This is a genomic window from Acidaminobacter sp. QWL-03, assembly GCF_058683855.1.
In genome coordinates, this window is sequence record NZ_CM178752.1 from 1,752,498 (window position 1) to 1,765,899 (window position 13,402).

The following is a 13,402-nucleotide window of genomic DNA, read 5'->3' on the forward strand; positions in this document are numbered from 1 at the left end:
AAATGAACTTTAATCACCGCCTGACAAGAAGTGTTGTTCCGCTTCCAATCCCCTTCATTTAGCGCATCAATTATTATATAATGGCGTTGGAATACCAATCCGTTAGTAGGTTTTACAAAAATGATTGAAATTTTTTTGATACTTTTTGTGAATCTATTAACAAATTTAGGAGGTTGTTATGAACTTCTCTTTGTCAAAAGAACACGAAATGCTTCGCGAACTGTATCGCAGCTTCACAGTTCAGGAGGTCAAACCCCTCGCAGAAGAAATCGATGAGGAAGAGCGCTTCCCGGTTGAAACCGTCGAAAAGCTCGCGCGCTATGGCTTCATGGGGATCCCTTTTCCGAAGGAACTCGGCGGCAGCGGCGCTGGGAACCTGGCCTATGCCATGGCTGTCGAAGAGCTCTCAAAAGCATGCGGCACCACCGGCGTCATCGTCAGCGCCCACACAAGCCTCTGCGCAGCGCCCATCTACGAGTTCGGCACTGAAGCGCAAAAGCAGAAGTATCTCCCGCCTCTTGCCAAAGGTGAGAAAATTGGCGCTTTCGGACTCACAGAAGCCAACGCCGGTACAGATGCCAGCGCCCAGCAGACCAAGGCAGTCCTCCAAGGTGACCACTACGTCCTGAACGGCAGCAAAATCTTCATCACAAACGCCGGGCATGCGGACACCTATATTGTCATGGCCATGACGGATAAAGCCGCCGGGACCAGAGGGATCTCGGCATTTATTGTGGAGCGTGGTTTCCCGGGCTTTTCCATCGGCAAAAAAGAGAAAAAGATGGGCATCCGCGGTTCCTCTACCTGCGAGCTTATCTTCGAAAACTGCATTGTGCCAAAAGAGAATCTGCTCGGCAAAGAGGGTCAAGGCTTCAAAATTGCCATGAAGACGCTGGACGGCGGCCGCATAGGCATCGCTGCCCAAGCTCTTGGCATTGCTCAAGGCGCCATTGACGAGACTGTCAAATACGTGAAAGAACGCAAACAGTTCAACAGGCCAATTTCAGCCTTCCAAAACACCCAGTTCGAGCTCGCCGGCATGCAGACGAAAGTCGACGCTGCCCGTCTCCTGGTCTACCGTGCTGCTACCCTAAAGGAAGCAGGCGCGTCCTACGCCACCGAAGCCGCCATGGCCAAGCTCTACGCTTCAGAGGTCGCCATGGAAGTCACCACCAAAGCAGTCCAGCTGCACGGCGGCTATGGCTACACCCGAGAATACGGCATTGAGCGCATGATGCGCGACGCGAAGATCACTGAAATCTACGAAGGCACCTCGGAGGTCCAGAAAATGGTCATTTCGAGCGCAATGCTGAAATAGGAGGCCTGTCCCATGAAGATAATCGTATGCATGAAGCAAGTTCCGGATACCAATGAGGTCAAGCTGGATCCCGTCACCGGGACGCTGATCCGCGACGGGATTCCGTCCATCATCAACCACGACGACAAAGCCGGCCTCGAAGCCGCCCTTTGCCTGAAAGATCAGTTTGGCGCTCACGTCACCGTCCTCACCATGGGACCGCCGCAAGCCGACAAGGCTCTCCGGGAAGCCCTGGCTATGGGCGCGGACCGCGCTATCCTACTGACAGATCGCCGCTTTGCCGGAGCAGATACCTGGGCGACGTCCCTGACGCTCGCCAGCGCTATCCGCAAGATGGACTACGATCTCATCATCGCCGGACGTCAGGCCATCGATGGCGACACCGCTCAAGTCGGACCTCAAATCGCAGAAAAACTCAGCATTCCTCAGGTCAGCTACGTGGAGGACCTCGAAGTCGAAGAGGGCCAAACTTCCATCATCGTCAAGCGTATTTTTGAGGAAGGCTTTCACCGCATCCGCGTCAAGTTCCCTTGCCTGATCACGACCCTGGCAGAGATGAACACGCCGCGCTACATGTCCGTTGGGGGCATTATGGCCGCTTACAATGAAAAACAAGTCGAAACCTGGACTCTGGACCACCTGGACATGAACCCGGACCACGCCGGTCTCAAGGGCTCGCCAACCAAGGTCAGGAAGTCCTTTACCAAAGCGCCAAAGGCGCCTGGCAAAAAATTCAACGCCGAGCCGGACGCAGCTGCCAGACTCATTCTGGATGCGCTCAAAGAACGCTTCATTGTAGAATAACGCTGATTCGATCAGGAGGTATAGCATGGAAATCCAAAATTATTCTGATGTCATGGTCTTTGTCGAACAGCGTGAAGGCCACGTCCAAAAGGTGTCCCTCGAGCTCATTTCCAAAGGCAGAGAAATTGCCGATGAGCTCGGAGCCCGCCTAAAAGCCGCCGTTCTCACAGCGGGTCTGACCCACCCTGTGCATTCGCTCATCGAACTGGGCTGCGATGAGGTCATCCTCGTCGAGCATCCCATCCTTGAACCTTACACCACGGAGCCTTATACGAAAGCGCTCACAGAAGTCATTCGTGCCCACAACCCAGAGATCGTTCTGTTTGGGGCGACGACCATCGGCAGAGACCTGGCACCTAGGGTTTCTTCGAGGTTAGATACCGGCCTCACCGCGGACTGCACGAAGCTGGAGGTCGACCTCGAAAACCGAAATCTCCTGATGACGCGGCCGGCGTTTGGCGGCAACATCATGGCGACGATTATTTGTCCGAACCACCGTCCGCAAATGTCGACGGTGCGTCCCGGCGTCATGCAGATGGCGGAACCGGTTGTTGGGCGTATGGGTGTCTGCAGGAATTTCGAGGTCGCGTTCTCGCCGGCGGATCAGCACGTGGAGGTGCTCGAGGTCGTTAAGGCAAGCAAGAAAAAGGTCAATATTGAGGACGCGACGATCCTGATCTCAGGCGGTCGCGGCATTGGTTCACCTGAAGCGTTCCCGATTCTTGAGTCTTTGGCGGACAAGCTGGGCGGCACTGTGTCTGCTTCAAGGGCTGCGGTAGACGCGGGCTGGATCGATCGAAGCCATCAGGTCGGCCAAACCGGAAAGACCGTGCGTCCTGACCTGTACATTGCCTGCGGGATTTCAGGCGCTATTCAGCACCTTGCGGGCATGGAGGAGTCTGAGTTTATCGTGGCCATCAATAAGGATGAAGGGGCGCCAATTTTTGACGCGGCGGATCTCAGCATTGTTGGGGATGTCCATAAGATCGTCCCTGAGTTGATCCGGATTTTGCCGGAGCTGGGGAACAGAAACGCGCAGTAGGGATTTGGGAGCAGGGGTTAGGCGGTAAAGATCATGCAATAGGGACCAAAAGGTAAGGCGTCAGGAAAACGGTTTTCATCAAACCATTTTCCTGACGCCTTTTTTATTTAAAGTATCATCCAACTTACCGTGTCGATTTTGTCGTCAAATCCGGCAATTCTTCAATCCATGTCTTTAAAGTTTCGAAGCTGCCCTGTCTGTGATGGGACAGATCTTCCTCCCCCTTGTGAATCAGGTGATCCGTCAATAGAAAGGTGTCCATGCCCAGATCCGCAACGCACAGGTCTTCCCTGGCATCATTGCCGACCATCAGGCATTCCTGCGGTTCTTTTTTGAGAGCCTTTAAGACGTCTCTGTAATAGTCCAGGTTTGGCTTGCAATGGCTGCAATTCTCGTAGGTGGTCACCAGGGAAAAGTCCTCAGGTTTTAAGCCTGCCCACTGAATTCTAAAATGAGTCGCTATGGCAGGAAAAAGCGGATTGGTGGTCAGAGCCAGGGTGTAGCCTTTGTCTTTTAGAAGGTCGACGCATTCTCGGGCCAAAGGATTTTGGCTGGCGACCACTTTAGCTTTGTCAAATTCGGTCATGTAAAACTCTTCAAGCAGAGGTCTTAAGGCTTTGGCATCGCCTTCATAGACGTTGTCGAAAACGCGCCAAAACTTTTCTTCATTGGTCATGATGCCATCATTGCGGACCATGGCTTCCGTACCGGTCCAGATTGCTTTGAAGAGCGGTTTGGGCTCAATGCCTCTGGAGGCCATCATCTTGCCCATTAATCCAAAATAAGTTTCCAGAAATTGATCCTGGTCCAAGGGAAGCAAAGTCCCATCCAAATCGAATAATACGGTATTCATAATGCCATAACCCCATTTCTCAAGCACCTTCGCTTAGCTAGAAAGTTTACTTTTCAAAGTTTAACATATTCACGTTGAAAAAGGTAGTTAAGGCAGGGTGACAAAATGGAAATTATTGCGCTTTGGCTCTGCCCCCGAAATGAGTTTGGTGCCTGTCACCAAGTTCATCTCGGTGCCAGAGCTTCACACAATTCACTACAATTTGCTGTTTACTTCTCGGCCGCCTGCAGCAGTGCGTCTTCGATTGCCTTCAAAATCACCTTGCTGCTGTAGGTAGCACCCGCCACCAAGTCGACGTCGAGAGATTGCGCCTGCACGACAATCTCAGGCAAAATTTCAGCATTGGCCCCTTGGCCGTGTTTGTGTTCAATCAACTCGATAGATACAATTCTATGTTCTTCAAGTGTAACTTTAACTTCTGCTGCTACCGGAAGCGCAGAATAACTGCCTGTATAAATGCCATCCTTTGCCTTTTCCAAATCAATGTCTGCCAGTTCCAGCGCCATGAGCCCATTCAAATTGCTTTCAATTTTTTTCATGGCCACCTGCGCCGCCAGAAATATCAAAACCAGCGCAATCAAAGTCCACATTAAAATTCTTTTCTTTTTGGACATTTACTTTCTCTCCTCTACAACAAGTGATTCACTATTTTCTCCAAATCTTGATAGGCTTGATCTTCGGTCAACTCCCCTGCGCTTGAGAATCGCAGTGTCAGAAGTCCCTGTACAGAATAGATCATCACTTTTGCCACAATCTCAATGTCTTCCGGTCTCAGAATGCCATTTTGAACAAAAGCACCAAAGGTTTCCGACCACATAGATGAAAAATCCGGATCACTGCTTTGATCTCCCGAACCTCCAATGGATTCAACGTCAGGTTTGATCAAAGGATAAAAATAAAAAAATCTGAAGACCTCGGGATGTTCAAAAAAGTAACCCATGTAAAGTTTAAAGACTTTCTTGATGTCTTCCTTATCTTTAACCGGCGCTGACATCTTTGACTTAACGTCTTCAACGAGCTCCTGGATCATGAGCTGTCGTGTCTCCCAAAGCAATGCATTTAGATCTTTGAAATAGTTGTAGATTGTCGCATAGGAATAGCCTGCTGCATCCGCGACTTTACGAACTGTCAGTTGGTCAGCCCCATCATTTTTTACGGCTTGAATGGCGGCTTCCAAAAAGTAGGTTTTCATGCGCTGCTTCTTTATTTCTTGTCGTTCCTCAGGGTGCAAGTGATTTCATCTCCTCATTGGGCAATTGTTTATTCGAAGATTCAAAGATTTGAACCTTCGAGTAAACAAACGTATACAATATTAACATTGTTAATTATATGGACAAATAATCAAATTGTCAAATCGAACGCGATCAGCAGTCCTTATACTATTATGTCAGAATAGTGTTTCCCATAGGTTAACGCAAACCAAAATTATACGCCTCCCTCAACCAATCCAGGAGTTCTTCATCGAGTTCTTCCCGCGCGGAGAGGATGAGGTGATGCATCCATCGGCATGGGTAGGGTTCTGCAGCTTCAATAATTCGGGGGCTCACAATCTGACGAGGCAATGTGAAGCTCAGGACAAGATAATGCGCCGGTCGTCCCTTGACTTTGTGGATGGGAAGCCACACATAGGCAAATCCCTTGCCTGAGGAAAATGAGATCTGGGTCTTTTGAACTTTGCGCGTCACATCACCCAGCGCATAAAGGAGGGGTTCCAGCGCCTGATAGAGCGGGTTTACAGCGGGATCCGCCGCGAAGAACGCATCTATTTGATTTTTTGTTGGCATAGTCTCAGCGTCTTGCATTCACTCTGCCTCCTTCCTCAAGTTTTATTCAGCTTACGTCAATTATACCCATTGCAAGGCCGTAAAAAAGCAGCCCGCATAAATCACCGGGCTGCTCAGAATCACTTCATTCGCGAATGCTTACAGACCTGCATCTCGTAACCGCGCAGCAGGGTTTCCGGCGGAGCAATAGGCGCCAGCCGCGAGGTGGCAAGTCAATGTTACAATTTCATGACCGTCCGCGTCCCCAAGTCAAAACCTGTCCGCGTCCCCAACCTTCACAACCTTCAAATCCCCTACTTCCCCCTGCTGTGATAATGGGTGTGAAGCAGCTCGTGGGACTTATGGCCCAGGGGCTCTCCCAGCCAGGTTTCATATAGCTTCAGGACATCCGGATTCTTGTGGGACTTGCGGATTGTCAGTGCTTCATCAATCTTGTAAAGGGCGTCCATGCGCTTCTCCCTGACTTTATTGGTTGAGCGGATCGGCTGTCCGCCGCCGCCCAGGCATCCGCCCGGACAGGCCATGATCTCAATAAAGTGATAAGGCGACTCACCACGCCGAATCTGCGTCATCAGCGTCTTGGCATTGGAAAGACCATTGGCGACGGCAACCCTGAGGACGACCTCGTCCCCTATTGCAACTTCCGCCTCCTTGATCCCCTCAAGGCCTCTGACCTCTCTAAATTCCAAGCTCTCAAGCTCATGACCGGTCACGACTTCATAAGCTGTGCGCAGCGCGGCCTCCGTCACGCCGCCTGTAGCGCCAAAGATCGCGCCGGCGCCGGAACCAATGCCAAATGGATTGTCGAAGGTTTCTTCCTCGATCTCAGCAAACTCAATGCCGGCAGAACCAATCATGCGCGCCAGCTCCCGGGTCGTTAAAACCGCGTCCACCTCTCGAACACCTCCGGAAGTCATTTCAGGTCTGGCCGCTTCATATTTTTTCGCCGTACAAGGCATCACAGACACCGTGAAAATATCCGATGGCGCCAACCCCTTCAGCTCCGCATAGTAGGTCTTTGACAGCGCCCCAAACATCTGCTGGGGTGATTTGCAGGTGGACAGATGGTCCAGCAGATCGTCGAAAACCCCCTCGATGTAATTGATCCATCCGGGAGAACATGAGGTGACCATCGGCAAAACGGCTTTTTCTCCCTTTGACAGCTGTGACAGCCTCGAAAGGAGCTCCGACGACTCCTCCATAATCGTGAGGTCCGCGGTGAAGTTGGTGTCGAAAACCTGATCAAAGCCCAGCCGCCTCAGCGCTGCCACAGTCTTGCCCGTGACAATTTCGCCCTTTGGCAGGCCAAAGGCGTCCCCGAGGGCCACGCGCACCGCAGGCGCCACCTGCACAATGACGTGCTTCGAAGGATCCTCAATGGCCTCCCAGACCAGATCCGTATCATCTTTCTCAACGATAGCCCCGGTCGGGCACACCGCCGCGCACTGGCCGCAGAAAACGCAGAGGGTGTCCTCCAGCGGCATTTCGTAAGCTGGCGCAATGTTGAACCGGGTGGAGCGGTGGGAATGGGTCAGGACGTGAACCTCCTGAACGTTCTGGCAAGCTTCCACACAGCGCCCGCACTTGATGCATTTGCTGGAATCCCTGACCAGGGACGGGTTGGTATTGTCCAGGGGCAGCGCGTCAACCGCGTCCTCCAGGTGGGTCCTCGAAATATTGAATCGCTCGCAGAGGTCCTGCAGCTCGCAGTTCCCGTTGCGGTGGCATTTCAGGCAGTCCTGGTTGTGGTTGGCCAGCATCAGCTCCAGGATCCCCCGCTGCATGTCCCTGACTTTTCTGGTGTTGGTCAGAACCTCCATGCCCTCCCAGACCCGGGTCGAGCAGGCGGCAGACAGCTTACGGCTGCCCTTCACCTCCACGACGCAGATCCTGCAGTTGGCTTTGATCTCCTGGTCCGGATGGTAGCAGAGGTGCGGAATGTTGACCGCGACCTTCTTTGCCGCCTCCAGCACCGTCGTCCCCTCCGGCACCCGGATCGTCTTATGGTCAATGGTCAGTTGAATGTCCTTCATGCCCGCTCCCCCCTTTCGCCTTTAAAGCTGTTTTGGCCGATGGTTTCATCCACAACCACCCCAGCCGCACTCGCATTTGCACTTGTATTTCCATCAGCATTTGCCTTTACACCCGTCTCGGTCTCAACCCCCTCTACGACCGCCCCAAGCTCAAACGCCTCAGGAAAGTGCCGAATCGCCGAAAGCAGCGCGCTCTGGGCCGTCTCACCCAGCCCGCAGAATGAGCAGTTCGACATAATGGTCGCAAAGCGTTTGGCGGTTTCCAGGTCATCCGGCCTTGGCGCGCCGTCCGCAAATCGGGCAATGATCCGCCCGATCTGTCGATTGCCTTCCCGGCACGGCGTGCATTTGCCACAGCTTTCGTGGATGAAAAAGTCCTGGATGGACTCAAGGAATTCAATGACGGAAGTGCGGTCGTCCACCACCAAAATACCGCCTGAGCCTACGTCAAGCCCGGCCTTGGCCAGGTCCTCGTAAGTATAGGGCGTGTCCAGCAGCGACGCAGGCGCGATTCGTCCCGAAGCCCCGCCCAATTGTACCAGTCTGAGGGCCCTTCCCTCTTCAAGACCGCCGCCGATGGTTTCAACAATCTCCCTGAGCGTCATCCCAAAAGGGATCTCGTAAGCACCGGGCCGCCTGACATTGCCTGCCAGTGAGATCAGCTTCGTTCCCGGCGACTTCTCTGTGCCGTACGCTTTAAACGCCTCAGCGCCAAAATCCAGAATCGCCGCGGCGGCCGCCAGCGTTTCCACGTTGTTGACCAACGTTGGTTTTTGAAAGAGTCCGCATTCCTTTATAAACGGAGGCTTGATGCGCGGTCGCCCGCTTTTGCCCTCCATGGATTCAATGAGGGTGGAGCCTTCGCCGCAGACGTATGCCCCAGCGCCGGAATAGAGCGTTATGTCGAAGCTGAAGCCAGTGCCTTGGATGTGGTCACCTAGCCACTGATTAGCTATTGCCTGGTCTATGGCATTTTGGAGCCTTGGCCTCAAGTGGCGGTATTCCTCCCTGAGGTAGATGTAGCCTTGGTTCGCGCCCACCGCATAACCTGCTATGGCCATGCCCTCGAGCAGTCTGAAGGGGTCCTTTTCCATCAGGGTCCTGTCCTTGAAGGTGCAGGGCTCCCCCTCGTCTGCGTTGCAGATGACGACTTTGTCCTCTCCCGGGACTTCAGCGGCCTGACGCCACTTGATTCCGGTGCTGTAAGCGGCGCCGCCCCGCCCCTGAATGCCGGATTCCGCAATGATCTGGATGAGTTCAGACGGGGTCAGACCCAGGGCGCGCTTCAATCCGCCAAACCCGCCAATGGCAAGGCAGCCGGCAAGGTCGACAGGACTATACTTGTCAAAATGCGCTGTAATAAAACTGACTGTGTTAAGCACGCGCTCCGCCCCCTTTCTCATAGCAGTCCAGGGCGTCCTTGACATCCTCTTCCGACTTCAGGGGCCCGAAGACAACGCCATTGATCCGGATCGCCGGAGATCTATCGCAAGCCCCAAAGCAAGGCGCCGCCTCAAGATGATATTTTCCATCCTTTGACGACTCTCCGGTTTTTATGCCCAGGAGCCCTTCCAAGGCATGTTTTAGCCGATGGTTTCCTGTCACCTTACACACCACGCTGTCACAATACTGGATGACAATGTCCGCCTGGGGCACATCCGAAAGCGCTTCGTAAAATGAGATGACATCATAAACCCTGCTGAGGGGCAGGTCGAGTTTTTCACCGACATAAACCGCGATCTCTTTTGGGAGATACTGCATAGGTGTGATGTCCTGGATGTCGAGCAGCATGCCGACCAGGCGTGTTGGGTCCTTGGCGAAGCGCTCAAGGATGTGGTCGATCTGAGTCGCCAGTTCCAGAGTGAGAATGGTCGTGTCAAGAGGTCTGTACAGACGGTCTGAACTTTGGTTTACACGGGTTGTATTCGTCACATTGGCGTTCATAAGATGCCCTCGCTTTCATTGAAAACTTCAGAGATCTATTCTAAACCTGTTGATGAGAATTCGAATAGCCATTTACTTATTTTACATTATGAACATTATGAACTTTATTAGGTTAATTATACACCCAATGCCTTTGCCATAGCAAGATTGCTGATTTGTGAAACGAACAACACAAAGCCTCCATTTTTTTCTGTCATGTGGTTCTTCACACTGACTGAAAAAGTGGAGGCTTGAAGGAGGCATTTGAATTTCACTTCATCCTAAAGGTCCTGTAGCCCTTGTATAGAACTGTTGTCACAAAAAGAATGCAATTGATGCCAGTTAGGAAGCCACGGCTCCATAAACTCTACATCAACTGCATTCTTTAACTGCCTTGACCCTCACACAACACTGAGCGCATTGAACATAGTCAGCTTCAAAGCTAAGGTCGTATGGTCTCAATTATACTGAAATTTCAAAGCCTAAGTTGAGTGTTTACCGGACACTAGCTTCACCGCAAGACTTCCAATCATTGCAAGAACAAACACCAGGTAGAAGATCGTAGGATAGCCTCCAAACCAATCTATCAAAAGCCCGGAACTAACGACGCCGATTATGGCGCCTATACCATAGGCCGTAAAGACCACGCCGTAATTTTGGCTGTAATGGAGCGTTCCAAACAGAGTCATGGTTGACGCTGGTGCGATGGCCAGCCAGCCACCCAGGTTAAACCAAAATATTGAAAATGCCAAGCCAAAGGCAACCTGACTTGAACCATTCGAAATAATCATTAATAAGGATGCTATCATAATGGATAGAAAAGAGAGCATCGCAGCGCGCCTGAAGGAGAAGCGGTCGGTCAGCCACCCAAAAGCGGGTCTGCCAATGCCATTAAACACAGCGAAGAAGGACATTAAAAGTGCAGCACCGCCCTGGGAGAGGCCTACCCATTCAACTGCAACTTTTCCGGTCATCCCTATGAGCATCAAGCCAATCATTGTACCGATCAAAAAAGCGGCATATAAAATTTTGAAAGATTTCGTCTTTATCATGACTGCAGATGGATATTCGATCTGTCGCTCATGACGAGTTCCCTGGGTTGTGTCTGCCTTGGAAGTTAAGCGTTTCGTTTTTTGATCCGGATTCCAATGCTCGGGAGGATAGGACAGAGTAAACGCCAACAAGGGGATGATCACACCAAAAGTTGCTCCCAGTAGTTTAAACGTCTGCATGCCCCCGTAAATCTCAATCAGATGCCTCGCAAGAGGCGCAGTTACGAGGGGCGACAATCCAAACCCCACAAGAACCAATCCAACCGCAAGCCCCTTTTTATCCGGGAACCACTTCGCCACTACTGCCATAGGTACACCGTAAGCAATACCTACCCCTGCGCCAATGACAACACCATAAGTAAGTGTCAGCACATAGATATTGGACGCATAAGCAGACCCAATCCAACCGGCACTTATGAGCAGCGCACCAACTGTTATGACAAGCCGAGGGCTGAAGCGGCTCAAATACTTTCCGGAGATCAGCATAAACAAGGCATAAAAAGCCAGCGACACCATATAAGGCAATCCGCTCAAAGTCGTCCCAATGCCAAAGGTCTGTTCAACAGGAATCCTAAAGACACTCCAGGCATAAACCGTTCCAAGGCACATCATCAGAAGATTGCCTGTCAGGACATATAACCAGCGGAAAGTCTGTCGACCTGTCCCGGAAAAAGCTGCATTCTGAATCATGTCATGACCTCACTTTCGTAGAATTTATCCTCCAGATCATAAACGACCTGATCCCTGATTTGCTCCATGCGCGCCTCCAACCACTCGCGGATCCACGGATATTTGATACTCAGCATTCTGGCTGCCAGGATCCCCGCGTTTTTCGCATTATTGATACCTACCGTCGCAACCGGAACTCCTGAGGGCATCTGGACAATTGACAACAGCGCATCCAGCCCTTCCAAGGTTTTAAGCTGAATAGGCACCCCAATTACAGGCAATGTCGTCATGGATGCGACCATCCCCGGGAGGTGCGCAGCGCCTCCGGCTCCTGCGATCACGACTTCAAGTCCCCGATCGGCCGCTGACTTTGAGTATTCCACCATGCGGTCCGGTGTACGGTGGGCAGATACCACCTTGATCTCGAAGGGGACCCCCAGGGATTTCAATTCTAGGGCCGCAAGCCTCATCACCGGAAAGTCGGACTCACTCCCCATGATAATCCCGACGAGCGGTTTGCCACTGTCCGTCCCATTATGATTCACATTATAATTCACGCTCTCACCCTCTCCAATTCTTCATCTAAGACTTCAATCGAAATCGATTTCATAAGAGTCTCGGCCTTAAAACGCGCAGCTTCAGCACTTTCCCCAAGCACGGTTACATGACCAAGCTTACGCAGCGGACCCGTTTCCTTCTTTCCATACAGATGCAAATAACAAGCATCCTCTGCCATCAAGTGCTCCGTGCCTCTGAGCTTATATTCCCCTGTGCCCTCGCCCTGTCCGAGCAGATTCCACATGGCACATGGGGCCAGCAGTGCACTCGACCCGAGCGGCATCCCTGTGATCACCCTGAGCAGCTGTTCAAACTGGGAAGTGATGCAAGCCTCAATACTGTAATGTCCGGAATTATGCGGACGCGGTGCAATTTCATTCACCAAAATGTTAAAATTCTCATCTACAAAATACTCAACGCAAAAGATGCCATAGTCGCCAATAGCCTCGATGATCTTCATTGTCACCCGCCGGATCTCAGACTCAGTTTTTTCTGGCAAGCCTGCAGGAACACTTGAATGAATTAAAATGCCGTCTCTGTGGACATTTTCCGATATGGGGTAGAGTACGACACCATAAGCCCCATTCGCGGCCAGGATGGAGACTTCTTTAATGTAATCCACATAGGCTTCCGCCATGATCTCTTCGCCTTCGAAAACCATCCATGCCGCCTCGAGCTGGTCCTGCGACTTAACCAGCTGAGTCCCTTTGCCGTCGTAGCCATCCCTGCAAGTCTTCAGAACCATCCTGCAGCCAAACCCTACAAACGCCGCCTTCAGTTCTTCCAGTGACTCTATCCTCTGAAACGGCGGCACCTGAATGCCATGCGTCTTCAGAAAACGCTTCTGTACAACCTTGTCCTGTATGAGCCCAAGGCTTTTAGCCGATGGAATCAGGCACGCACCATCCGCCTCAAGCTGAGCCAATGCTTCAAGATCAATGTGCTCAAACTCGTAAGTCATCACATCCACTTTTTGTGATAAGCTGAGCAACGCTTCACCATCTGAATAGGCCGCCACGATCTGATGATCTGCCACCTGGCCTGCAGGTGAATTTGGCTTTGGATCCAGCACAATGACACTGTAACCCATGCGTTTCGCTTCGACTGCAAGCATCCGGCCAAGCTGTCCTCCGCCTATAATGCCAATTTTCCCCGGCGGGTGCAGCCTTCTAATCCTGTTTTGCTTCCCAATTTGAATGACTTGTTTCGATTCTGGCAACTGAGGTAATTTCATTTTTCATCCTCCAAACACATAAAAAAAGCCAACAACAAAAGCTCCGCAGTGTACGGATTTTTGTTGCTGGCTTACCTGTCAACTGGTCTATGACCTTTCAACGTGTCTTCCAACTTTTTAGAAATTTAGTTT

13 protein-coding genes are annotated in these 13,402 nt (G+C 51.7%); 3 read left to right on the plus strand and 10 right to left on the minus strand.

Annotation, left to right across the window (positions count from 1 at the left end; all coding sequences use genetic code 11):
* The first annotated feature begins 178 nt into the window (after positions 1-178).
* From AC4PHM_RS08045 to AC4PHM_RS08055, 3 genes are read left to right on the plus strand one after another with little or no spacing between them, the layout of a single operon-like run.
* Positions 179-1,318 (plus strand): acyl-CoA dehydrogenase, encoded by a 1,140-nt coding sequence (locus AC4PHM_RS08045; RefSeq protein ID WP_492020372.1) that lies wholly within the window; start codon positions 179-181, stop codon positions 1,316-1,318.
* 12 nt (positions 1,319-1,330) lie between these two features.
* Positions 1,331-2,122, plus strand: a complete 792-nt coding sequence (locus AC4PHM_RS08050) for an electron transfer flavoprotein subunit beta (RefSeq protein ID WP_492020374.1) — start codon at positions 1,331-1,333, stop codon at positions 2,120-2,122.
* Positions 2,123-2,147: 25 nt separating this feature from the next.
* Positions 2,148-3,164, plus strand: coding sequence for an electron transfer flavoprotein subunit alpha/FixB family protein (locus tag AC4PHM_RS08055; RefSeq protein ID WP_492020376.1), 1,017 nt, complete (start codon positions 2,148-2,150; stop codon positions 3,162-3,164).
* 124 nt (positions 3,165-3,288) lie between these two features.
* On the opposite strand, the gene AC4PHM_RS08060 is transcribed toward AC4PHM_RS08055, so the two are convergent.
* From AC4PHM_RS08060 to AC4PHM_RS08105, 10 genes are all read right to left on the minus strand, one after another.
* On the minus strand, positions 3,289-4,017 hold the full coding sequence (locus tag AC4PHM_RS08060) for an HAD family hydrolase (protein ID WP_492020377.1): 729 nt from the start codon (positions 4,015-4,017) through the stop codon (positions 3,289-3,291).
* Between the two features lie 209 nt (positions 4,018-4,226).
* Positions 4,227-4,631 (minus strand): FMN-binding protein, encoded by a 405-nt coding sequence (locus AC4PHM_RS08065; RefSeq protein WP_492020379.1) that lies wholly within the window; start codon positions 4,629-4,631, stop codon positions 4,227-4,229.
* A 14-nt stretch (positions 4,632-4,645) separates the two neighbouring features.
* A complete protein-coding gene (locus AC4PHM_RS08070; protein ID WP_492020381.1) occupies positions 4,646-5,209 on the minus strand; it encodes a TetR/AcrR family transcriptional regulator in 564 nt (187 codons plus the stop codon).
* Positions 5,210-5,426: 217 nt separating this feature from the next.
* Entirely contained in the window at positions 5,427-5,819 is a 393-nt protein-coding gene (locus AC4PHM_RS08075) for a DUF5655 domain-containing protein (protein ID WP_492020383.1), read from the minus strand.
* A gap of 275 nt (positions 5,820-6,094) precedes the next feature.
* Positions 6,095-7,834: an NADH-dependent [FeFe] hydrogenase, group A6 gene (locus AC4PHM_RS08080; RefSeq protein ID WP_492020384.1), complete on the minus strand. Its 1,740-nt coding sequence runs from the start codon at positions 7,832-7,834 to the stop codon at positions 6,095-6,097.
* On the minus strand, positions 7,831-9,216 hold the full coding sequence (locus AC4PHM_RS08085) for a complex I 51 kDa subunit family protein (RefSeq protein ID WP_492020385.1): 1,386 nt from the start codon (positions 9,214-9,216) through the stop codon (positions 7,831-7,833). Before AC4PHM_RS08085 ends, AC4PHM_RS08080 begins: the two co-directional genes overlap by 4 nt.
* Positions 9,209-9,778 carry an NADH-quinone oxidoreductase subunit NuoE family protein gene (locus AC4PHM_RS08090; RefSeq protein WP_492020386.1) on the minus strand — a complete coding sequence of 190 codons (570 nt, stop codon included), beginning with the start codon at positions 9,776-9,778 and terminating at the stop codon, positions 9,209-9,211. The genes AC4PHM_RS08085 and AC4PHM_RS08090 overlap by 8 nt, the downstream gene beginning before the upstream one ends.
* A 461-nt stretch (positions 9,779-10,239) precedes the next feature.
* Positions 10,240-11,499 (minus strand): L-lactate MFS transporter, encoded by a 1,260-nt coding sequence (locus AC4PHM_RS08095; RefSeq protein ID WP_492020387.1) that lies wholly within the window; start codon positions 11,497-11,499, stop codon positions 10,240-10,242.
* Entirely contained in the window at positions 11,496-12,035 is a 540-nt protein-coding gene (gene purE / locus AC4PHM_RS08100; protein WP_492020388.1) for a 5-(carboxyamino)imidazole ribonucleotide mutase, read from the minus strand. Before purE ends, AC4PHM_RS08095 begins: the two co-directional genes overlap by 4 nt.
* The gene (locus AC4PHM_RS08105; protein ID WP_492020390.1) at positions 12,032-13,270 is read right to left on the minus strand and encodes a 5-(carboxyamino)imidazole ribonucleotide synthase; all 1,239 of its coding nucleotides are present in this window, start codon (positions 13,268-13,270) and stop codon (positions 12,032-12,034) included. Before AC4PHM_RS08105 ends, purE begins: the two co-directional genes overlap by 4 nt.
* Positions 13,271-13,402 lie beyond the last annotated feature (132 nt).